Here is a 22033-nt window from a genome sequence, read left to right on the forward strand (position 1 = left end):
AACTTTTTATTCCCGCTTCTATCCCCAAATCTCGGGAGTTTAATCACGCAGCAATCAAGGTATCATCACTACCGACTGCACAACATATCAACAGAAAAATTTTCAACCATCCCTTGACAGCGAAAATAATGACCATTTGTTCACCATAATCCTAACAAAATGCGTTTTTTTGTCAAATTTCGGCACTTTAGGAAGGCCCGAAATTCGTAAGTTGTTGATATTGTTGCCGTTATGTGAGTTTTATGTATCATTTTTTGCAGAATACGATATAGTATTCATCCACATGCCCCACTTGCCATTCCGGGGCACTATCGAGAGCGTCGAGAACCCTTCCCCAACGGGCATAGTAGCGGAGCGGAAAAACAGCGCGGTCGACCCCCCAGGAATCCGCCTCGGAGAAAAACAGTCCCGGCTCTTCGGCAAAGCGCAGATAGCGTTCAAAAAAGTCTGCCGTCTTGAGAATAAAGCGTCCATCGACATAGACGGAATCGGACGGGTTCACGAAAGCGAGGTAGCCGCCAGCGCGATCGTCATTGAAAAGCCTGCCAGCATGCGGATGAGCCGACATCCATTTCGCCGCATCGACAGGGACCCGCTGGTAGGCGACAAAGGAATCATAAGCGGCAAGGGAACGCGCCCAGAGCCCGAACACAAAAGCCAAGACCGCAACCCCCGACCATTTATAGAACAAATTAACATTTTGCAAGCAACATTCAGCACGAGATATTTCATGTAAAAAAGCAACGGCAAATATGGGTAGGAACAGCGCCATATTGCGTTCTGCGACTAACGCGAGTACCGCCGTCGTCAAAAGAGAAGCAGACAAAGTCCACTCCCGACGGTACAGGATGTTGCGAAGCGACCAAGCACACGACACAGCGCACATTGCAACCGCAAAGACACATCCTAAGACGTTTTCTCCCGCCGCAAGTATCGAAAACGGGCTACGGTTCTCGGCGATGGACGACGCAAACACGGCCGCCGACGGAGTAATGCCGAGAAGCCTATCCAAAAGCCCAAGCGGGTACAGAAACAGACGCAATCCATCCCCGTGCAACAAAGGCATCGCAAACATCGAAAGGAGGAATGCGGATTTCAGAAGGCGTTCGCGCGCGTTCGCACTTTTTACAATCTGCGGCAAAAGCACGGCCGCCGCAAAGAGCGGCCCCAATATATAGAGGCCCTGCACTCGGCACCACAGCCACTGCAAAATGAGAATCGCGACAGCCACGGGAACACGGCGCAATCCCGGCAGCAGATTCCAATAGACACCCAGAATCAACAGGCTGAACAGCACTGGCCGTATTTCGAAGCAATAGCGGAATACAAACAAAGTCACTGTCAAAGTAGCGGCAGTCACAGCATTGCATCGGATAGCCTTACGGAACGGCCAAAGGAACAGCGCAAACACAGTTCCCCAAAGCAACGCCTTGAAAGCGACAAGCAACGGCGCCCCGCCGAGAGAATACGCCGCATAGACGACCTGCTGGAAATACTCGTGAACATTCACTGCGGGAAGCCGCACCGGGGACCACGTCAGATACCACTCCCGAGCACAAGCCAGATGCCACCAGATATCCGTATCCGTCAGAGGAAACAGGGCAAACAGGGCAACCGAAACGGGGACCAGGAGCCCGCTACCGATTGCTCTTTTCGTGATGGCACAGAGTTTCAACAGAATGTCCAAGCAGTTTTTCGATTTCGGGCAGGAGCGAGCCTTTCACGCGCTCAAGGTAAAGGCACTGCAGCTGAATCATGCGGTCGCGATGACGCCCAGCGTGTTCCTGAATCCAGTTGCTCACGGCGGCCTGCCTGTTTTCGAGCTGGCTACGCAACGTCTGCTGGATAAAGGTCCGTTGCACTTCCATATAGCGGTGCATATTGAAAGGCAAGCGGTAGGTGCGGATAAACTGCTTCAGAAGGACCAGGAGCGAAAGGTTCTGCCCCTTGTGCAATTCGATGAAGTTCTTCAAGTCATCCAAATGATCCCTGAAAAAAGGGACGATTGCCTTATCGTCTATTTGATAAAGTTCCAACTCGTCCTGTTTTTTCGTCGCTTCGTCGACTGCCATATTCAAAATTTACGTATTAGACGCCCTATGCGCTGTGATTTTCTTTACAATGAACCCGAAATTGGCCTTACCCGTGTTTTTTAGCACATTTTCCTGTAAAAAGACGCGCCCTTCCGTCCCCGGGTTCAAGCGGTCGGCCGCCGCACCCCGGAAATCCATCAGGCTTTCCACCTGGATCGGATCCATCCCCGCGGGAGTCATGATTTCGAGCGAATCGTCCATGCAGAACGGGTTCTTCACGTTCACGCGGCAGGAATTCGTCGTAGCGTCATAATCGAGGATCTGTGCGGCGACACACCCGCCTTCGGCATCCACATGTGTCGCCTCGTAATTCTGCGGCAGGGGGCCACGTAAAAATCCCGGCATGAACCCGCGGCCGTCCACAAAGCGCATCGCCCTGCGGGACTCCTGCGGAACAAGGTCCTGAGAGCAGGGACATCCCGATTCCAGGGCGGCAACCGACGCATCGATGGCCATGCGATAAGCGCGCACTACTTGGGAAAGGTAATATACCGAGCGCGTGCGGCCTTCTATCTTGAACGAGTCGAGTCCGCCCTGCACCAGTTCGGGAATCACGTCCAGGGCGCAGAGGTCCCGGCTACTCATAAAGTATGTTCCCCAAGTATCCTCGTCCAGGGCCACCGGTGGAAGTTCGGGTCTATCCGTCCGCTGCAAGCTGAATTCGCCTTCGTGTTCGCGGTAATCCTCCACTTGAGGCCCGGAATTGGCATAAAGCCGGTAAGGCATACGGCAGCTGTTGTCGCAGGCCCCCTGGTTCGCATCGCGGTGGGTCACCCAGTTGCTGAGCATACAGCGTCCGGACATTGCCATACACACGGCACCATGAACAAACACCTCCAGTTCGAGGTCCGGCAACTTTTCCTTTATCTCCAAAATTTCAGACAAACGCAATTCACGACTCAAGATGATTCGGCGAACTCCCAAATCGTGCCAGAACTTTGCGGCGAGGTAATTCGTGGTATTCGCCTGCACCGAAAGGTGGATTTCCACATCGGGACGTTCTTTACGAAGCCAGCCGACAAATCCAGGGTCAGCGACAATCAGCGCATCAGGCTTGAGTTCTATCGCCGCAAGCAGCGCCTTTTGGAACGATTCGACCTTCACGTTACGGGGAATCACGTTGCTCGTGAGGTAGAATTTTTTCCCGAGGCTCCTCGCATAAGCGATACCTTCCGCCAGGTCATCCAAGCTCCTGAACCCGTTTTCGCGGGCCCGGAGGCTAAAAGCAGGTTGGCCCGCATATACAGCGTCCGCACCATAGGCATACGCATACTTCATGCGCACAAGGTCACCCGCAGGAGCCAACAGTTCTGGTTTTTTCATACAAGCTACCACTTGAATCCGGCGCGGAGGTACACCTTGCGGTCGTCAATGAGCGTCACCTCGCCCATAAAGCTCACATACTGACCTTCGTAGGCAAACGCCGGCGTGAGAGAATACTGCATTTTCGCCCCGTCGAGGAACTTCTTGTGTATCTTCATGTGGTTATGGCGCGGAGTCGTGTCATTTACGGCACTCCCGTAATCCGTCCCCTTCCAGAACCAGGTATTGCGAAGCGACGCGAAGATATGGCCGTCGAACTGCGCAAATACATTCCAATCTATCGTTTGGCTATTCGGACCGCCCTGGTTTCCGAGCGGATAGCCCAGGTGCGCCATCTGCGCCGTATTCTTCACGAAATGCGTATAGACATAGGGCTCGACACGGGCATATTCAGCGACAGTCCCCACTTCGAGCTTTTTCCCCTTGATATAGAAATCATGTCCCGCCTGCAAGCCGGCCATCCATGCCCACTTCGCTTCGATATTGTCGTTCTTGACGAGACTAATCGGAGATTCCATGTCATCGAGGAAGAATTCCGTATAAATTCGTACCTTGTTGAACAGGCGATAATTGAAATCCATCGCCAGGGAGCCATTGTTGCTGCTTTCGGAATAGTTGCCCTTTTCCATAAAGAGCGGAACCGTCGGCACAAACAGCCACGGCTTCATGTTATTGTAAAGCACCGTGAGTTCGCTAATGCCCACCGTCGCATTCCCGAAGGCAAGTTCGTAGCGGTGTCCAAAGAGGTTGCGCGTTTCGTCCTTATTCTTGTCGCTCATGCTCCCGTAAATGCGAAGATCGCCATAGAAGCTAAACACGCGCAAAGGTCCGAAGCGCAAATCGACACTCATCGAATTGAACGGGAGCGAGAACTGATTCAACGTGAGGTTGTTATAGTAGCCAGGGCCCCAGTGCATCACGTCACGACCGAAGTCCAGTCGGAACCAATCGTAATTGAACGACAGGTGCGTGCGATAACGGGCATAACTCGTATATTCGACCCCGGAGTTGTTTTCTTCTTTCTGCACTTCCAGGAATTCGCGGTCCCACGACTTCGGTTTAGCCGCGGAATGTCCTTCGTCGTAAATTCGCGCATCGAGTACAAACTCGACGGAATCGGCAAAGCCGCGCAGGTAGATGCCGCCGTCGATTCCAGGCCAAATGGTATCGCCCAAAGCCTCGCCTCCGCGATAGTCGATTCCACCCACAACACTCGTCGCAATTCCTATGCGCGGAGCCCTGACAGAATCATCATCGAATCCGTGGCCCGCAATACCCACGCCGTTCGCATTGTCGTAATAGAGAATCGCGTTCGATTCCGTTTCGACAAAATGCTTGCGGAATTCCGCATCACGTCGCGGATAGGTAAAGAACTGGCGGTCGCTACCGGTTGTCTGCCGATGGTATTCAAAAAGCATCGGAGCCATTTCAAGCGTCCGCAAATTGCGCGTGTGCTCGGGGCCAACGACCGGGGATGCAGCAATCACCTGCGAAGAAATAATTGCCACAAGAGCAAGAGAACGAGTTTTTTTTACGAACATAACTGCAATTTAGTTTTTTAAAAAGAGTCCGTGCCGTTGTCAAAAGCACAACAGGTCTTTTCTGACCGCATTCGTTCCGAACGGAACGAAAGCCCCCAAATATCGAATCGACTTTTTTCAAAACAAGCGAAAAAAAACTTAAAAAACGGACTTTCACTTGGTAATTTTGAAAAAGAACAAGCCCATTCAGGATTGTTGTTTGGAAAAGGGATACAATCATGACATCAAGAATTCAAAAAAAGCTCGCGGTTTCTTCTGCACTCGCCTTCGGCCTGCTCGCCGCCTGTTCGGACGACGCTCCTAATACCCAAGCGCCGACAAACAGCGATTTCGAAGGAATCGAAACTAACGGGAATGCCGATAACATCTGCCTCAACGAGAACTACACGGGATTTTACGCCGCTGACGGGATTACGGTCATGTGCTTCGATGCCGCAGGGAATCTCTCGTTCTGGATTGGAGAGGACGGCATTATCGGCGTCCCCGAATCCGAAGCAGGGACGCCCTCCGGAGACACCCCGGCGGACACAGGAACGGCACCCGTCGAACCCACCTCCAGTTCCGCGGCAACAACCGACTGCGATACTCGCGGAGCAACAATGTTGTATGTCCTGGACGGAATCACCTACTACCGGGCACAGGGCAAGACCTTCTACTTCGACAATGGCTGCAACAAGATCATGTTGGCCGAGGCGGTCGGTTCTTCTTCCAGCGAAGCAGCCGCCATCGCATCTTCTGCCGATGTCGCCGTAGCATCTTCGGGAGACTCCGAAACAGGCTCCAACGACACCCCCACCCCCGAAGCCGTATCCAATGGCAACGAGCCGTCCATCGCTTTTGCCGCTACGGGCGCAACCGTCGTAAACGACAACGGCTGCGTCAGCATCGAAGGGAGCAACGTCACCGTCACCTGCGCAGGCAACTACTTCTTCAGCGGAAGCAGCAGTAACGGACAGATCAAGGTCCTAGCCGGCGCACAGGACAACGTGTATCTCTTCATGAATTCGCTCACGCTTTCGAATACGACTTCGGCACCGGTTGTATCGCTCAACAGCAACAAGACCTTCATCGTCGCAAACGAGGGAACAAGCACATTCTCTGACGCATCGACGAGAAATTCTGTTATCTCATTTACAAACGCAAACGGGGCATCCGATACGACCTACGCGGGCGCCTGCATTTTCTCGAAGGATGACCTTACCATCAAGGGTTCCGGCACCATCAAGGTGACCGGCAACTATAACAACGGCATCCACAGCAGCGACGACCTGCGCGTCCGCGACAATCCGACCATCACCGTAACCGCAAAGAACAACGCCTTCAAGGGCAAGGACTTGGTCGATATCGAGGGCGGCACCCTTAACCTCACGGCCACAAGCGGCGACGGCATCAAGAGCGACGAATGTACCATAAACGGAAACGACACAACGATTACCGAAGGCAAGGGCATTGTCAACATCAAGGGCGGCACCATCAACATCGAGAAGGCGGGCGACGACGGCATCCAGGCCTACAACTACGTGTTCGTCAACGACTCCGTCTCCGCCCCGAAAATCACGGTCAAGAGCACCGGCAAGGGTATCGTCTCTGACGACCGCATCTACATCAACGCTGGCGACATCGATGTCACCTCGAACGATGACGGCATTCATTCCAACCTGAACATCTACATGAACGGCGGCAACGTGACCGTGAGCGCCGGCGACGACGGCATCCACGCCGATTCCGCGCTCCACCTCGCAGGATCCACCATCAACGTCACGAAGGCCTCCGAAGGCATGGAAGCGTTCTACATCTTCGCCGAAGGCGGAATCACCGCAACCTACGGCACCGACGACGGCTGGAACGCCGCAGGCGGTTCTGCCGACCCGGGCACCTCCAGCGGTTCCCAGTGGGGTGGTTTCGGTGGCGGCATGATGAGCAGCAGCAAGGGCTACATCGTCATCACGGGCGGCTACCACTACATTAGCGCCTCGGGCAACGACATCGACGTGCTCGATGCGAACGGTACGGCAAAGCAGTCCGGCGGAGTCGTCATCGTAGAAATTCCCGCAAGCAGCGGCGGCATGGGCGGCAGTATGGGCGGAAGGCCGGGTCAGAGCGGTAGCAGCGGCGGATGCGCAACGAACGGCGCGGGCGGACTCATCGACACCGACAACGGGTTCACCATTACGGGCGGAGTGTTCCTCGGATTTGGAAGCCAGACCGAGGAATACCCGAACTGCACAGCAACATCGTACACAGCAGGCACGGCCTACGGTAGCGCCAACGCAGCATTCGCCCCGAAGGGCTCGGGAAGCATGATCCTCTATGGCGGCTCAGTCACTTCCGTCGCACAGGTAAACACCAGCGGCATGAAGCAAGTCACCTTCCCCAACGGCCTTGTTTTCTACGAAAAATAGGCAAAGTGACCAAAATCACATATGCGACTTTTTTCAAGAGGAATATCTTCCCAAGGGCATTTAAATTTCTATAATTAGGGATACTCCAAACCAACCCCAAGGTCAGACATTCTAAGCGTTCGCGCTTGCGGTGTCTGGCCGCTTTTTTTATATATTTAAAGTCAAGAAGTCCCCCAGCGAGGTTTCCATGTTTTTTTTGCGCACTTTTCGCACTTTTTTAGCTGTTCTCTGCACCTTAGTCCTCGGCGCCTTTGCCCAGGTCGAGTTTCCCATGGGCGCCGAAGTCGTTAACGTCAAGGCAGACCCCTACAACGCGAAGGGAGACGGCAAGGAAGACGACACGGAGGCCATCCAAAGAGCTTTGAACGACCACCCTGATGGCGACTACATTATCTACCTGCCCCATGGCATCTACAAGATTTCTTCTGCGCTCACCTGGCCTACAGCAAACGGCAAACCCGAAAAGGACTACCGCCGTACTATTCTCCAGGGCGAAAACATGGGTAGCACCATCATCACCCTCCAGGACGATGTTCCGGGATTCGAGAACCCCGACTTTCCGCAGGCAGTCATCTACACAGGCGACGGCCCTGCCCAACGACAGAGGAACGCCATCCGCGACCTTACCATCCGCACCGGCAAAAAGAACCCCGGCGCCATAGGCATCCGCTTCAACGCGGCAATCCAAGGCAACATTACCAACGTGAAAGTTCAGTCCGGCGATAGCGCGGGCGTCTACGGAATCGACATGGGCTTCACCGAGAACATCGGCCCGTTGCTCCTGAAGAACGTCGAAGTCAACGGATTCGACGTGGGTGTCTACACTGCGGGTACGACCAACAGCATGACCTTCGAACACTTGACTCTCGGAGGCCAAAAAAAATACGGTCTCGACAACGACGGTCAGATGATTGCCACGCGCGGGCTCAGATTCAAGGGCAACGCGCCGGCAGTCTACAACCACGGCACGGACGCATCCCTCGTCATTGTCGATGCCACCCTCGAATATGACCCCGGCAAGAATGTCGCCAAGCCGACCACCGCCATCGTGAACGAAGGACAGCTTTTCGCACGGGCAGTCATCGTAAGCAAGTTCAAGTCCAAAATCAAGAGCACCGTCAAGGCACACAACGAGGAATTCAGCAATACCGAGATTATCGAGTTTTCCACGCAGGAAAACCACCAGCTCTGCCACAGCCCCAAGCAGTCCATGAGGCTTTCCGTGACCGAGACGCCGACCGGAAGCGATCAAAAGTCCATGTACTGGACATCCATCACCGGCGATTATGGCGGCAGGGCAAACGACGGATCCGATGATTCCAAGGCCATCCAGAGCGCCATCGACGACGGCGCAGAAACCATCTTCTTCCCGCCCGGAGGCCGCTGGACCATCAACCGCGACATCTACCTGCGCAACCGAATCCACCGCATCATCGGAACCGAAGGTAAGATTGACGGCAAAGGCAAGTTCATTATCGAGGAAGGCACCTTCCACGACATCACCATCGAACGCTTTTCCACCTTCGGAAGCGGCATCATCAACAACTCCAAGCGCACCGTGCTCCTGAAGAACATGTACGTGAAGTCATTCGAGACATCCGAATTCGGCAACGGTGACGTATTCCTCGAAGATGTCTCGGTAGGCACCATCCAGATGAACTACCAGAAACTCTGGGGGCGCCAGGTCACCATGATCGGCGACACCAAGGGAGCCAAGATTACAAACAACGGCGGAACGCTCTGGATTCTAGGCCTCACCGTCAAGGACGGCAACACCATCCTCAACAACTTCAACAAGGCGTCTGCCGAACTCCTCGGCGTGAACGTCATCGCAAGCGACAAGGCGAAGAACGCGCCCATGTTCATCAACGACAACTCGAACCTCTCCATTGTCGGCCTCAAGGAGACTCTTACCCGCGGGAACCCCTACGTGAAGATTGTCGAGGAATCGAGGCAAGGTTCGAAGGTCTACGTGCTCAAGAACACGGAACTGCCGAAGAACGAATCCGGCGGAATCATGATGAACCTCTACACAGGCTATGCCCCGAAGCAGGGCCACAACGATCCTCCCAAGGCGAGCATGGCCAAGGAACTCATCCTGGTGCAGCCGAACAGGCTCAAGCTCACCGGGACCGTCGAGGATGATGGCCGTGGCGACGGACTCTGCCGCGTGCCCGTTGTCTGGAAAAAGGGAGTCGGCCCCGGCAAGGTGACCTTCTCCGATTCCACCGAATACGAGACGGACGTGTCGTTCACGGCAAGTGGTCGCTACAACATCCTCTTTACCGCAAACGACGGCTACCAGACGGGCGCCGACACAGGCAAGGTCTATGTGTTCGACAAGCGCTACACCACGTTTGACCATTCGGGCGACAACATCCCGAGCGGGCGCGGCGCCGACACCTGGATTTCACAGTTCGACAACTATTCCCCGCACGGCACCGACGAAAACCTCCGTGTCGCTCACGACAAGAACGATGCCGGCAAGATTTACCTCAAGTTCGACCTGTCCGTGCTTCCGGGACCGCTATTCGATGTGGCCCTCAAACTCGACTTCGACCCAGATTCCATCAAGAAGCCTGTGCAACTGAACATCTTTGGTCTCAAGGAAACCGCCAAGGAAATGAACTTCGGAGAAGACAAGCTGGGAGTGGACTGGAAGAGCGATGAACTCACCTGGGAAAACGCCCCCGCGAACCTCGACCAGCCGGGCGGACAGTTCAACATCCGCAAGAACTCCGGTGGAGGTATCGACACGAAGTACGCAGACTTCCTCGGTATCATTACGCTCAATCCGAAGGCTCCCCTCGGAGCCTTCCTCCGCACGCCGACCCTCACCGAGTTCTTCAAGAGGAAGCACCCCTCCAACCTCTACACGCTCATCCTCACCGCCGTCGAGCCCGGCGAAACGCACATCCGCTCCCACAACTCGGGCAAGGATGTCGCCCCCACGCTCTATGTGGGCTACTACGACAACACGCGTTCCGTCGGCGGCGACGCCATGGACGGCGGCTACACGCTTTCGAAGGTCAACATCGACATCGTGAACCTGGAATGCAACTTCGACCTGACCGTGGGCTACCCGCAGTTCGTGCAAATCGAGATTATCAACGAATCGGGCAAGCGCATGCTCACGGTTGCCGCACGCGAAGTCCCCGGCGAAAAGAAAATCAATTTCAAGTTCAAGGCGAAAGCCTTCCCCACCGGCAAATACACCCTCAAGATTAACGGCGAAGCCTTCAACGCCGAACAGAAGTTCTTCATCCTCAACTAACGCGATTCCCCGGTATCCCTATGAACAAGCTTCTTTCTGCACTCATCCTCCTTGCCGCACTCCTTATCGCGTGCAGCGAGACAACGCATACAAACACATCGTCCGTCACCGACGGCAACGAAAGCTTTGCGGGGGAATCGTTCAGTTCGAGTTCCTCGCTCAGCACGCGCCTCGACATCGACTACCGCGACACCATCGACATCGGCGAGACGATGAACTTCTACATGGAAATGGCCACGTGGGACACCGTCAAGGTCAAGAAGGATTCCACCGACAAGAAGTCCGAAGATTCCACCTACGTCGAGAAGGTCTGCCGCGACGACATCGTCTGTCTCGACAGTTCGAGCACGACCGTTTCGCTGTTCCTCGGGTCGTTTCCGAAGGGAACCCGCATAAACGTTGCCGCAGCGACCAGCGGCACAGAAGAAGACACCATCCGCGTCCGGAGCGAAAAATCCGTCAATCTCAGGACGACCGGACCCGTCTGGAACTCCACGAAAAAGGATTCCGTCTACTCAGACTACATGCATTCCGGCTCCGGAGCCGACATGCTCCAAAACAGCTTCGTCGTGTTCAACGAGGACTTCTACTACCTCGACCTCAAGGCTAAATTCGACACTTCCGCCCACCTGCGCATCAAGGTTGACGTCGACACCTCCTACTACAATTACACCGGAGACTCCTCCCATATCGACATCGACTTGCGCGATACCGTCCGCGGCATTCTCGTCATCGGCGAAGCCCCCAAGAGCATCGAAATCGCCTTCAAGGTCGAAACCGGCTTCAGCGTGAACCTCTCCGTGCAGGGAGATGGAATCAACAAGTATGAACTGATTGACAAGGACAGCAATGTCTACTCCCCCGAGACAAACACGCTCGACACCCTGCTCGTCACCAACGATTCTTCCGCATGGACCCTCAGGCTGAATCCGAGCAACGTGGTAAGCTTCCTCTCCGGGCCTTTCGCCACCTTCGAAGCCGCCACGCGCTTCCGCAGGCTGAACCAGGGAGAATACCTCGCTAACCCCGATTCCATCGTCTATCCCGGCGACACCCTCGTCATCGTGCGTCCGGCAAACGATTCCACCAAGTACTACCTGCGCCAAGACCACTACGTGTGGCTCGCCGACCTCAAGAAGGGAGACTCCATCGTCGTCTACCACGAAATGCAGGGCTACTGCAAGTACATGGAATGCAACGGCACGCCAAAAGCCTACTATGCACTCATCAACGCGAAGGGAGATTCCGTCGGCACCATCAACAGCCTCCAGCACGGCTACAAGGCCAAGAAGGACGGTGCGCTCTACCTGCGCTACCTCCAGCTCAATTCGAAGGCGCTCACCGATTCGAACCTCACCCTCCGGACGTTCATCCAGCGCCCAGGCTCGCTCGATTCCCTCAAGTTCTACAACGAGGCCAAGGACATGACCTACACGAGCAAGCGCGTAGCCCCCGGCGACATCGTGCGCCTCGACGAATTCACTTTCCAGACGGTCCCCTACAAGACCAGCTCCAACGTCAAGTGGTTCGTCCCCTGCGAAGACCTCACCACCCTCGGTAATGCATCCTACATCAACCAGCTCGAAAACTGCAAGGGCGAACAGGAAATTTCCTCGTATTACCTGACCGCGCAGGAAGACGCCTCCGACAAAGACGCCCGACTCATCGCCCAGAGCATGGCAGACCCCCTGATGAGGGACACTTTGACCGTCCAGGTGCGCTAAAGGCCGGACCAGCCCTTGAAGACCGCCCCGATTTTACTATTTTTGGGGCCTAATCTTGCAGGTCGCGCCAAGCTCTGCCAACCTGCAAGCTGAACCAAAGAGCTTCCTCAAAGAGGTAACTATGTCCTCCTTCCGTGGACCAAAAGGTAAAGTAGCGCGCTCCCTCGGAGTCGCCGTTTCTCAGAAGACACAAAAGGCTCTCGATCGCCGCAACTTCGCGCCCGGCCAGCATGGCCAGAACCGCAAGAAGTCCGCTTCCGTGTACAAGCAGCAGCTCGTCGAGAAGCAGCGTCTTCGCTTCACCTACAACATTTCCGAAGCACAGCTCGCCAAGGCTTACAAGGAAGCCAACCGTCGCGAAGGCTCTGCCGGTGACAACCTGATGATCTTGCTCGAAACCCGCCTGGACGCTCTCGTCTACCGCATGGGTTTTGCCCGCACCATCTTCGCCGCCCGCCAGTACGTCGCACACGGCCACTTCGCCGTGAACGGTGTCCGTAGTTTCTCCCCCAGCCGCCTCGTGAAGGCCGGCGACGTGATTTCCGTGCGCGAACGTTCCAAGGAACACGTGCAGATCAAGGAAGCCATCGCCAACGCCCCGGCTGCTCCGGAATACCTGACTGTCGACGCCGGCAAGATGGAAGGCACGCTCGTGAAGCTCCCGCTCCGCGAACAGATCCCCGTCAAGCTCGAAGAACAGCTCGTCGTGGAATACTACTCCAGGTAGTAAACCATACAAACGAAAGTTTGAGAAAACGCCCGGCGAGAGCCGAGCGTTTTTCTTTTGCAGTTTCGAATCGCGCAAGAAGGAGGGAGCCGGTGCTCCCCGCAATCAGTCGTCCGCAGCGGACGCGCCCACCGCCTGTTCTAGCGTGGTGAGGCCCTGCAGCGCCTTGTTGATGCCGTCCATGCGGAGCGTAATCATGTCGCATTCCTTCATGGCGCAGCGCTTGATCTCGTCGCCGGATGCGCGGCGGATAACGAGGTTACGCACGGATTCGTTCGGCACCAGGAACTCGTAGATACCGCAACGGCCCTTGTAGCCCGAACCGTCGCACTTCTCGCAGCCCTTGCCGTGGTAGAACTGCATGTCCGGGGAGAGGTGCAACTCGTCGCGCAGGGAGTCCGAAATTTCCACCGGTTCCTTGCAGTACTTGCAGATGCGGCGCACCAGACGCTGGGCCAGGATGCCCTTGATGGCGGTCGACACGAGGAACGGTTCCAGGCCCATTTCCAGCAAGCGCGGGAACGAACCGGCAGCATCGTTTGTATGGAGCGTACTGAAGACCAAGTGACCCGTCAATGCAGCTTCGATAGCCATGGACGATGTCTCCTGGTCACGCATTTCACCGATCATGATGACGTCCGGGTCCTGACGGAGCAAGGCGCGGATGCCCGCCGCGAAGGTAAAGCCCGCGGCATTGTTAATTTGTCCCTGGTTGACGCCGTCGATGTTAAGTTCGACCGGGTCCTCCATGGTAGAAATATTGATCGTAGAATCGAGAATCTCGCGGATGGAAGCGTAAAGCGTGGTGGACTTACCGGAACCCGTAGGACCGGTAACGAGGATAATGCCGTTCGGAAGGTTAATCGCCTCGAGGAACTGCTTGAGCACTCGGGAATCGAAACCCATTTCGCGGAGCGGGAACTGACCCGAGTTCGGGTCCAAGATACGCATAACGATCTTTTCGCAGACACCGCGCTTGCGGAGCGAAATAGGGAACGAGCTCACACGGAGGTCGACTTCGGAACCCTTGTAGCGCACCGTGAAGCGTCCGTCCAACGGGCGACGCTTTTCGGCGATGTCCATCTTGGAGAGGAGCTTGATACGCGAAAGGATCTGCGGCATGAGGCGCGCGGGAATCGGAGCCATCACCTGCAGGTCGCCGTCGATACGGTAACGGAGCTTGAGGAAGGTCTCCTGCGGTTCGAGGTGAATATCGGAAGCGTGTCGTGCAATCGCTTCGTGAATCAAGGTCGTCACGATTTTCACCACCGCGCGTCCTTCTTCGTCGGTCAGTTCGGGCTCGTCGTTACCGCCTTGGCCGCGTTCCACCGTTTCGAGTTCCTCGCCATCCTTGGTTTCGCCGATAAGTTCGGCAAGGGATTCTTCGGCGGGGCCGTGGCCCGCAAACACGCGTTCGATGGTCTTCTGGATGTCGGCCTCGGAGGCCATCACCACGTCCACTTCCATCTTGACCTTGAACTTGACAATCTGGATGACGCGCATGTTGGTCGGGTCCGCCATGGCAAGCGTAAGCGCTTCGCGGACAACCTTGCGTTCGTCCTCGTTCTTCGAGATGAACAGCGGCACCACCTTGTAGGTCTTGCACATGTCTTCGGGCAGGTAGGTGTAGGCCTCGGAATCCAGGGCGAAGTTTTCGAGTTTCACATAGGGCACTTCGAACTGCCTGGAAAGGATCTCGATAAGGCGTTCTTCCTGCATGTAGCCGAGGTCCACCAAGGTTCGGCCGAGACGCTTGCCGCTCGCCTTCTGCATTTCGAGGGCCTTTTCCAGCTGTTCCTGGTTGATGTAGCCCTGCGCAAGAAGCATCTCGCCGATACGCATCTTGGTCGTCGACTGCATCTGCACGCCGAGGATGCTTGTCAGTGCGTCTTCCGTCACCATACCGAGACGGACCAGGATCTTCGCAAGGGCCATGCCCGTACGCTTGTGTTCAGAAACAGCATGGGCCAGCTGGTCTTCGTCCAGGACACCCTGACGGAGCAGCAATTCGCCCAAGTTCATTTTCACGTTGCTTATCATAAATGCGACCACGCTTGTGCTTTGACAATTTCAACACGGCCATCCTTACGCACCATGCTCACGCCGGAACCGGCCTTTACGGAACCGATTCGCGTCAAGCACTGCGACAAGGCGGCATTTTTTAAAAATATATCATTTTTTAAAGAAAATGCACATAATAGTTGATATTCCTCACCACCATTCAACGCAAATTCCAGCGGATCGAGCCCGAACCGGTCCGCAAGCCTGCGAACATCGGCATCCACGGGCAGCAGGCCCTCTTCGATTTCGATGGCGACCCCAGACGAAAGGGCAAGGTGGTTCAGTTCGGAGGAAAGGCCGTCGCTGATATCCATGCAGGCCCCGCAGACGCCATGCTTCACGAGTTCCGCGCCACAGCGTTCGTCGATTTGAGGGGCGAGGTGGTAGTCGGCGAGGTGCGCGAATTCCGCGCGAGCGTCCGGGCGGTTCATGAGAAGCCAGAGCCCCGCCGCCGACTTTCCCAGCGTTCCCGCGACATACACGCCGTCGCCCGGACGCGCGCCGCTGCGCAGCAGCGGCGAACCGCCTTCCATCTGGCCAAGAAGCGTCGTCGAGAACATGCCGCACTCCCCCGCAACCGTATCGCCGCCAATCAGGGCGATACCGCGCCGCGCAAAGCCTTCGGAAACGGCACGGCAGATGCGGTCTCGCACCTCGGCATTCCACGCCTTATTCACGCAAATGCCGAATACGGCGAGCTTCGGCACGCCGCCCATCGCGGATATGTCCGAGACGTTCGATACAATATGCTTTTCGACCGCCTGTTCGGGAGTGGACCAGTCCAGGCGAAAATGCGAACCTTCCACCGAGAGGTCCTTCGTCACGAGCCACCCGTCAAAGAGCGCGCAATCGTCTCCCGCGGGCAACCAGTCACGGTTCCCCGGTGCTTTCGGGTCCGGGGCAACGCTGTTTTCTAGAATCTTGCGAACAAAATTAAACTCGCCTAAATCAGGGAACATACCCCAAATTTAAATAACTCGCGCCCCCTCCAAAAAAACATCTTGGCGACAAATGGTGGATAAGTTGGCAATAATCGTGGGGTAAAAAATAAAAGTTCAAAACACCCTAAAAAATCTATTCACAATTCAAAATAAATACCTATCTTTTAATCCGTGGGACACATATTCTTCATAACGCCATCTTCCCCGGGCAGCCTCGACCGCATGAGCCAGTGGACTCTCCGGTGGCTCCTGGAAAACGACATGGCCGAGGACTGCACCATGTACACGTGCAACTCCGTGGAAGAGGCCTCCGGCATTCTGGAGACGGCCCTCATCGTAGGCGAGACCCCGTCTCTCATCATCTTCGACCATGCCGACCGCCCCACAGACGTGAACATCGAGTTCAGCAAAAGGCTCCACAGCAGCATCCCGGAATCGTGGATTGTGGAAATCGTCCCGGATTCCATGCCTATCCAGAAGGACATCGACAACAGCCTCTACTGGATCCGCCGACCGCTCGACGAAGACGAATGGCGCGAGACGCTCGAACAGGTGCTGTGCAAGACACCGACCCCGCAATGGGCGAGCACAGAAATCTAGATTTCCATACATGGAAAATCCGATTCTCAAAATCAAGGGCGTCAGCTACTTTGGCGTACGCTCGCCCAAGCATGTTTTGGCTGACATGGCCGACATCAAGGCAGCAGGCTACAACGCGGTACTCCACACGTGGAGCGAAGAAGACGAACAGTATTACTACGGAACGATGAAGGACATCGTGGACGGGAGCGCCGGAATGGGCCTCAAGGTCTACGTGAACCCGTGGGGCGTTGGGCGCGTGTTTGGTGGCGAGGCATATTCGGAGCTTACCGCCCGCAATCACGACATGTGCCAGGTGGCGCTCGACGGCAAGCCCAAGGTGGCCGCCTGCCCGAACCATCCGGAATTCCGCGCCTACATGCACAAATGGATTGAATCCGTTTGCGCGACAAAGGTCGACACGATTTTCTGGGACGAGCCGCATTTCTATTTCGAGAAGGGCGGACTGCAGAACTGGAGTTGCAGGTGTGAAAAGTGCCGGGCGCTGTTCAAGGCGCGTTTCGGCTACGAGATGCCCGCCGAACTTACCAACGACGTGTTGAAGTTCCGCGAGGATTCGCTTATTGATTTTCTGAAAGAAATGACCGAGGACGTTCACGCGCGCGGCAAGCGCAACTGCGTGTGCATGCTTCCGCCCTGGTTCCCCGCGGGGCTCGACGATTGGGGCCGTGTAGCCTCGCTCGAAAGCGTCGACGAAGTGGCCAGCGACCCGTACTGGGAACGCGGCGCAAGCGAGGAATGGGTACGCGAGAAATATGCGGAAACGGCTCGTAAACTCACAGATGTCGCCGCCCGCTACGGCAAGGCCGTGCAGATGTGGGTGAAGGCGTACCAGATTGAAGCGGGCCGCGAAAACGACCTCGCGATTGCTGTCGAAGAGAGCCGTGCCGCCGGCATCGACAATATCTTCGCGTGGAGCTACCGCGGCACCGAGACGCTCAGCTGGCTAAAAAGCGACAACCCGGACGAAGTCGCCCGGGTGTTCAGGAAATCGCTCGGTCTCTAACTGAACGCACAATCGCTAATTATTTCGTCACGCGTATCGTCGCAGAACCTGCGCGGGATTTTGCGATGAACAAGCCGCCGGTTTTCACGAGGGTTTTCGCGCTGGCGCGGAGTTCCTGCATTCCAGAGGCTCGCACCGTTCCCAGATAGTTGCCGTTCATGTCGAAGATGCGGTAGCTTTCGGCTCCGGCTGCGTGCGATAGCGCAGGCTTGATAAAGTCAGTGCATCCGTCAACGCAAACGAGTTCGTCTTCTCCGAACACAAAGTAATCCACGTCCATCCAGGAACCTGTCACCGTGAAGCGCAATATGTGTTCGCCCGCGGGGAGATTCACTGTCGCACGCACCTTGTTGTAGTCGTCGTAGTTGTCCTCGCCTTCGTTTTTCGGGACAGAGATCACGTCGGTGATGTTCTTGCCGTCAAGCGACATCTGGAAGCCCGAAGTCTCGTTTGCGGATGCAACCGATGCATAGAAGAAATATTCGCCCGCTTCCTTCACGTTCACGCTATATTCGAGCCATTCGCCTTCCTGGTTGTAACCCACGATGTAGCCCGTCGCCTTCTTGTAAATGTCGACGCCAGTACCTTCACGATAATTGGTGCCGCCGTGGTCTTCGGAATCATTTTCCTTGTAGGAGTCGTTGCCCGAGCCGACACCCGGAATGTCGAAGTCTTCCGCCTCGATCTTGCCCGGAATTTCAAACGGCTTGCCTTTGAAAGGCTTTTGCGGTTCGGGAACTACCGGAGCGCGGTTAATCGCCTTGAGCATCTGCTCCGCATAGCGCTTGCCAAATGTCACGTAGGCATCGTGACCGAAGTGGTAGCGGTCCACGCCGTTGCCGTCAAGGCCTTCGGACGATGCGTAGTAGGTATTGTCCATCGTGTTCGGGAGTTTCGACACGCGGTCGGAATAGCAGCAACCCGAACGCAGGAGCTCGCCCGCCACGAACGGCACCGTATCGGAACTCATGTCGAGCGCCTTGAGGATATCGTCGCGGGTTTTCTTCACAATTTTCGGCCAGTCCGGGTAGCCGCCGTCGGTTTCGCCCTGGTGGAAGATGAACCCCTTGATGACGCCCACCTGCTGAGCCTTCTTCGCGATATCGATAATCGTCTTCGTTACGTTGCCATCGCTTGCGTATTCCTTCGCGTAGTTCTTGAGCCAATCCTCCGCCGTAGAGAGGTAACTCGCATATTGGTCCTGGTCGAAGAGTTTGATGCTCGCGCCACCCACCGCGACCGGGATAATCCCGATGGTCACGTCGGGCATGCTGTCGGCCATCGTGCGCCCGAACCAGTCGGCAATCGAAATCGTGTTGCCGCAGTTGAAGAGCGATGGCACCGCCGGGTAGACCTCACCGATGGTGTTGCGGCCCTTGCCGCTGCACTTTTGCGAGGCGAAAATCTTGAAGCGCGGGTTTTCAACCTTGTCTGCGTTCTCGGCGTTCGCCGTACCGCCCATGTTGGACTGGCCGTACGCGATGTAGATGTGGAAATTCGGGTCCGGAGCGGCACCAGCAGGCGCGGTTCCGAACGCAAAGAAGCCCGCGGCAAAACACGCCACGGACGCAAACCGTGAGAGTTGTTTAAACATTCCCATACATACTCCTTTCAAACAACACTCTAAATTTACCCTCCAAAATGCGAAAAAGGCGCCCGAAGCGCCCTTATTCCATAGACAGATTGTCAATGCGTAAACTTTTTGAAAGGGTTAGGGATCGTCCTTGAGGCAACGGACAGAATGCCCGTAGTACTTGACTAGGACGCCCCAGCTCGCGCCATCGTAGTACAAATACATGTTGTACGCGAAATTGCCCGTCCACTCAGTAGCACTCCAAAAGTACGCGTAGTCGCCCACGTTGCTGTAATACCCATCGCTACCATACCTTTCGCCAGCAGGGAGCGCCGAAAACGAGAAGGCATCCGTGCCATTGCCGTTTCTGTTCCACCCGGACGTAGACTTGAGTTTTGTCCCTGCGGTTGATTTCCCATCGACTGCCTTGAACAAGGTTTCCCATTCGTCCTTGCTAGGCAGGTGCCAGCCCTCGGGACAAACTCCACGCACTGGATTTCTCTCCAAGCACGTTTTTTCAGCACCGCAACCTTCACCATTCGCACTCCATGTACCGGCGCTGTCCATGGCAGCAGCCCATGTGTAAAGGCGCCCATACTTGATGCAGTTGCTGGCGTTATCGTTGTAGCAGTAGCTATTTGCTGTTTCGTAGTTGAGGTTCTGAGCCATCCAGATCTGCGTGCCGATAGACACAGTCTTGTAAACCTGCCCATCGCGGCCATCCACCAACTCGCCGTACTCGCAGTTGTCTTCCGTTTCAGTCTTGCACGGAGTCGCCAATGAAACCAAATTCGACGAAGACCCGCCCGAGGGCCGAGTCGCAGAATCGCTGCCGTCGTCACCGCAGGCGACAAGCATCGTCGCACAAAGAAAAACACCAAACCAAAGGGAACGCATATTTCCTCCTAAAAACACAATCAAATAATAAAATTTTTTCGTTTTGGCGGTAAAAAAAAAGACCCCCGAACGAGTCGGGGGTGACAAAAGCGTCATTTTCGCGCAGGCGAAAGGGAGATGCCCGCCTTCGCGGGCATGACAAAACGACGAACGAGCGGTCTTATTTGGCGCGTTCGAGGTAAGAACCGTCGCGGGTGTCCACGCGGATCTTGGTGTTGTTCTCGATGAACAGCGGGATCATCACCTTGGCGCCAGTTTCGAGAGTGGCTTCACGCATCACGTTACCGCTGGTGTTGCCCTGCACTGCCGGAGGAGCTTCAACGATCATCAGGTCGACAAATGTCGGCGGGATGACTTCGATGGGGAGCGTAGAACCGCTCTTCGGGTCCTTCCACCACGTGACTTCGACGGTAGCACCGTCAAGCAGCCACACTTCGCAGCCGTTGAGGGCTTCCTTCGCGATTTCCATGGTTTCCTGCGTGGTATTGTCGAGGAAGTACCAGGTGGAACCGTCGTTGTAGAGGTAAGTCATTTCGGTGTAGGTCACGTCGGCTTCTTCGACAGTGTCGCCGCTCTTCCAAGTACGTTCGAGAGTACGACCAGTAACCAGGTTCTTGATGCGAACGCGGTTGAAGGCCTGGCCCTTGCCCGGCTTCACGAACTGGTTCTCGATGATTTCGTACGGCTGACCGTCAACCATGATCTTGAGTTTCTTGCGGAATTCGTTGGTGCTTACAGTACCCATATTATCCTCTTGTTGATTTTGATGCTAAATTTAGCAATATAATGGAAGAATCAATGGACGAATCCCCAAAAATTTTCACGCAAATTCCTGCATTTTTAGAATATCTGGGCCCGGAATGCTCCCCTGCCATCGCAAATGCGGCCCCGCACGGCAAACTAGACTTAAGCCCTAAGTTTCCTTTCGTGTGTTCGAGGCACTATGCCGACCTAATCAAGAAGGCAAACGAACCCGAGGCGCTTTTGCGCGAAATCCTACCGCATGTCGACGAGCGCGAGAACGTCGCCGGATTCGTGGACGATCCGGTAGGCGACCTGCCCGCGGGCAAGGCGGACTGCGTCATCCAGAAATACGACCGGAGGGCGCTGATTGTCTCGACCGCCACCTGCGGTGCGCGTTGCCGCTTCTGTTTCCGCAAGAACTACCCCTTCCAGAACATACCCGACGTGGCACGGCAGGTGAGCGACTGGCTCGACACGCACAGCGACATCTGGGAAGTCATCCTTTCGGGAGGTGACCCGCTCATGCTGGGCCCCGGTGAATTCCGCGACCTGGTGGAGGCGATAGCCATGCATGGTTCTGTCACCACACTGCGCATCCATACGCGACTCCCCGTAATGCGGCCCGATGTGGCGATGCAGCACTTTGAACTGCTACGCGAACTGCCCGCGCGCTTCGAGTGCGTACTTACGGCACACGTAGACCACCCGGACGAACTCGACGAGGAATCCCAGATGGTTTTCGGACAACTGAAGTATTCCGGCTGGACACTATTGAACCAGAGCGTTCTTTTGAAGGGAATAAACGACAGCGCCGAGACGCTCGAGAAACTGTGCCGCAAGCTTTTTGTCCAGGGGGTGCTCCCTTATTACCTGCACCAGCTGGACCACGCAAACGGCGTCGCGCATTTTGAAGTGAGCGACGAGAAAGCGCGCTCGCTGATTGAAGAAATCCGCAAGCGCCTGCCCGGCTACCTCGTGCCGAAACTGGTGAGAGAAATTGCGGGCGAAAAGAGCAAGACACCTGTGTAAAAGATGCTCGCCTTCGCGAGCATGACGAAGGAATGTGTCGCGAGCATGACGTCAGTATAGCGGCTTCCGCCGCGGTGACTAATGTGTAGTGTGAAATG

General features: G+C 55.6%; 16 protein-coding genes. 7 read left to right on the top strand and 9 right to left on the bottom strand.

Annotated features, from left to right (window positions below; translation table 11 throughout):
• Positions 1-247: 247 nt before the first annotated feature.
• The 4 genes from B4B27_RS01625 to B4B27_RS01640 are packed head-to-tail and all read right to left on the bottom strand — an operon-like array spanning position 248 to position 4957.
• On the bottom strand, positions 248-1675 hold the full coding sequence (locus B4B27_RS01625) for a hypothetical protein (RefSeq protein WP_290723028.1): 1428 nt from the start codon (positions 1673-1675) through the stop codon (positions 248-250).
• Positions 1638-2072 (bottom strand): hypothetical protein, encoded by a 435-nt coding sequence (locus B4B27_RS01630; protein WP_290723030.1) that lies wholly within the window; start codon positions 2070-2072, stop codon positions 1638-1640. The genes B4B27_RS01625 and B4B27_RS01630 overlap by 38 nt, the downstream gene beginning before the upstream one ends.
• A 9-nt stretch (positions 2073-2081) precedes the next feature.
• Positions 2082-3416, bottom strand: a complete 1335-nt coding sequence (locus B4B27_RS01635; RefSeq protein ID WP_290723032.1) for a U32 family peptidase C-terminal domain-containing protein — start codon at positions 3414-3416, stop codon at positions 2082-2084.
• Between the two features lie 5 nt (positions 3417-3421).
• A complete protein-coding gene (locus B4B27_RS01640) occupies positions 3422-4957 on the bottom strand; it encodes a hypothetical protein (RefSeq protein ID WP_290723034.1) in 1536 nt (511 codons plus the stop codon).
• 218 nt (positions 4958-5175) lie between these two features.
• On the opposite strand from B4B27_RS01640, the gene B4B27_RS01645 reads away from it, so the two are divergent.
• The 4 genes from B4B27_RS01645 to rpsD all read left to right on the top strand — a co-directional run bounded on the left by B4B27_RS01645 (position 5176) and on the right by rpsD (position 13084).
• Entirely contained in the window at positions 5176-7359 is a 2184-nt protein-coding gene (locus B4B27_RS01645; RefSeq protein ID WP_290723036.1) for a carbohydrate-binding domain-containing protein, read from the top strand.
• Between the two features lie 271 nt (positions 7360-7630).
• The gene (locus B4B27_RS01650; RefSeq protein WP_173381616.1) at positions 7631-10633 is read left to right on the top strand and encodes a glycosyl hydrolase family 28-related protein; all 3003 of its coding nucleotides are present in this window, start codon (positions 7631-7633) and stop codon (positions 10631-10633) included.
• A gap of 20 nt (positions 10634-10653) precedes the next feature.
• Positions 10654-12357, top strand: coding sequence for a hypothetical protein (locus tag B4B27_RS01655; RefSeq protein ID WP_290723039.1), 1704 nt, complete (start codon positions 10654-10656; stop codon positions 12355-12357).
• A 121-nt stretch (positions 12358-12478) separates the two neighbouring features.
• Entirely contained in the window at positions 12479-13084 is a 606-nt protein-coding gene (gene rpsD, locus B4B27_RS01660) for a 30S ribosomal protein S4 (protein WP_173364855.1), read from the top strand.
• Positions 13085-13189: 105 nt separating this feature from the next.
• Here rpsD and B4B27_RS01665 read toward each other — a convergent pair whose 3' ends face one another.
• Positions 13190-15106: a GspE/PulE family protein gene (locus tag B4B27_RS01665; RefSeq protein ID WP_290723641.1), complete on the bottom strand. Its 1917-nt coding sequence runs from the start codon at positions 15104-15106 to the stop codon at positions 13190-13192.
• A gap of 14 nt (positions 15107-15120) precedes the next feature.
• Positions 15121-16104, bottom strand: coding sequence for a thiamine-phosphate kinase (gene thiL, locus B4B27_RS01670; protein ID WP_173381614.1), 984 nt, complete (start codon positions 16102-16104; stop codon positions 15121-15123).
• Between the two features lie 153 nt (positions 16105-16257).
• Here thiL and B4B27_RS01675 point away from each other — a divergent pair, with 153 nt between their 5' ends.
• Together B4B27_RS01675 and B4B27_RS01680 are read left to right on the top strand one after the other, a co-directional pair.
• The gene (locus B4B27_RS01675) at positions 16258-16686 is read left to right on the top strand and encodes a hypothetical protein (protein WP_173364853.1); all 429 of its coding nucleotides are present in this window, start codon (positions 16258-16260) and stop codon (positions 16684-16686) included.
• Between the two features lie 10 nt (positions 16687-16696).
• Positions 16697-17692 carry a hypothetical protein gene (locus tag B4B27_RS01680; RefSeq protein WP_290723043.1) on the top strand — a complete coding sequence of 332 codons (996 nt, stop codon included), beginning with the start codon at positions 16697-16699 and terminating at the stop codon, positions 17690-17692.
• 19 nt (positions 17693-17711) lie between these two features.
• Here the strand turns inward: B4B27_RS01680 and B4B27_RS01685 are convergent, their stop codons facing one another.
• The 3 genes from B4B27_RS01685 to efp all read right to left on the bottom strand — a co-directional run bounded on the left by B4B27_RS01685 (position 17712) and on the right by efp (position 20907).
• On the bottom strand, positions 17712-19292 hold the full coding sequence (locus tag B4B27_RS01685) for a sialate O-acetylesterase (protein ID WP_290723045.1): 1581 nt from the start codon (positions 19290-19292) through the stop codon (positions 17712-17714).
• Between the two features lie 111 nt (positions 19293-19403).
• Positions 19404-20162 carry a fibrobacter succinogenes major paralogous domain-containing protein gene (locus B4B27_RS01690; protein WP_290723047.1) on the bottom strand — a complete coding sequence of 253 codons (759 nt, stop codon included), beginning with the start codon at positions 20160-20162 and terminating at the stop codon, positions 19404-19406.
• A 160-nt stretch (positions 20163-20322) separates the two neighbouring features.
• Positions 20323-20907, bottom strand: coding sequence for an elongation factor P (efp, locus tag B4B27_RS01695; RefSeq protein ID WP_290723049.1), 585 nt, complete (start codon positions 20905-20907; stop codon positions 20323-20325).
• Positions 20908-20948: 41 nt separating this feature from the next.
• Between efp and B4B27_RS01700 the strand changes: the two genes are divergently transcribed.
• On the top strand, positions 20949-21935 hold the full coding sequence (locus B4B27_RS01700; RefSeq protein ID WP_290723051.1) for a KamA family radical SAM protein: 987 nt from the start codon (positions 20949-20951) through the stop codon (positions 21933-21935).
• The last annotated feature ends 98 nt before the right edge of the window (positions 21936-22033 follow it).

It is taken from the genome of Fibrobacter sp. UBA2449, from assembly GCF_002342555.1.
Classification (GTDB): Bacteria; Fibrobacterota; Fibrobacteria; order Fibrobacterales; family Fibrobacteraceae; genus Fibrobacter.

What these genes read in the sequence shown, in the direction of transcription:
- rpsD (WP_173364855.1), top strand. Translation starts at nt 12,479, where the DNA reads ATGTCCTCCTTCCGTGGACCAAAAGGTAAAGTAGCGCGCTCCCTCGGA.
- B4B27_RS01630 (WP_290723030.1), bottom strand. Translation starts at nt 2,072, where the DNA reads ATGGCAGTCGACGAAGCGACGAAAAAACAGGACGAGTTGGAACTTTAT.
- B4B27_RS01650 (WP_173381616.1), top strand. Translation starts at nt 7,631, where the DNA reads ATGGGCGCCGAAGTCGTTAACGTCAAGGCAGACCCCTACAACGCGAAG.
- efp (WP_290723049.1), bottom strand. Translation starts at nt 20,907, where the DNA reads ATGGGTACTGTAAGCACCAACGAATTCCGCAAGAAACTCAAGATCATG.
- B4B27_RS01700 (WP_290723051.1), top strand. Translation starts at nt 20,949, where the DNA reads ATGGAAGAATCAATGGACGAATCCCCAAAAATTTTCACGCAAATTCCT.
- B4B27_RS01680 (WP_290723043.1), top strand. Translation starts at nt 16,697, where the DNA reads ATGGAAAATCCGATTCTCAAAATCAAGGGCGTCAGCTACTTTGGCGTA.
- B4B27_RS01665 (WP_290723641.1), bottom strand. Translation starts at nt 15,106, where the DNA reads ATGAACTTGGGCGAATTGCTGCTCCGTCAGGGTGTCCTGGACGAAGAC.
- B4B27_RS01640 (WP_290723034.1), bottom strand. Translation starts at nt 4,957, where the DNA reads ATGTTCGTAAAAAAAACTCGTTCTCTTGCTCTTGTGGCAATTATTTCT.
- B4B27_RS01645 (WP_290723036.1), top strand. Translation starts at nt 5,176, where the DNA reads ATGACATCAAGAATTCAAAAAAAGCTCGCGGTTTCTTCTGCACTCGCC.
- B4B27_RS01690 (WP_290723047.1), bottom strand. Translation starts at nt 20,162, where the DNA reads ATGCGTTCCCTTTGGTTTGGTGTTTTTCTTTGTGCGACGATGCTTGTC.
- thiL (WP_173381614.1), bottom strand. Translation starts at nt 16,104, where the DNA reads ATGTTCCCTGATTTAGGCGAGTTTAATTTTGTTCGCAAGATTCTAGAA.
- B4B27_RS01655 (WP_290723039.1), top strand. Translation starts at nt 10,654, where the DNA reads ATGAACAAGCTTCTTTCTGCACTCATCCTCCTTGCCGCACTCCTTATC.
- B4B27_RS01685 (WP_290723045.1), bottom strand. Translation starts at nt 19,292, where the DNA reads ATGGGAATGTTTAAACAACTCTCACGGTTTGCGTCCGTGGCGTGTTTT.
- B4B27_RS01635 (WP_290723032.1), bottom strand. Translation starts at nt 3,416, where the DNA reads ATGAAAAAACCAGAACTGTTGGCTCCTGCGGGTGACCTTGTGCGCATG.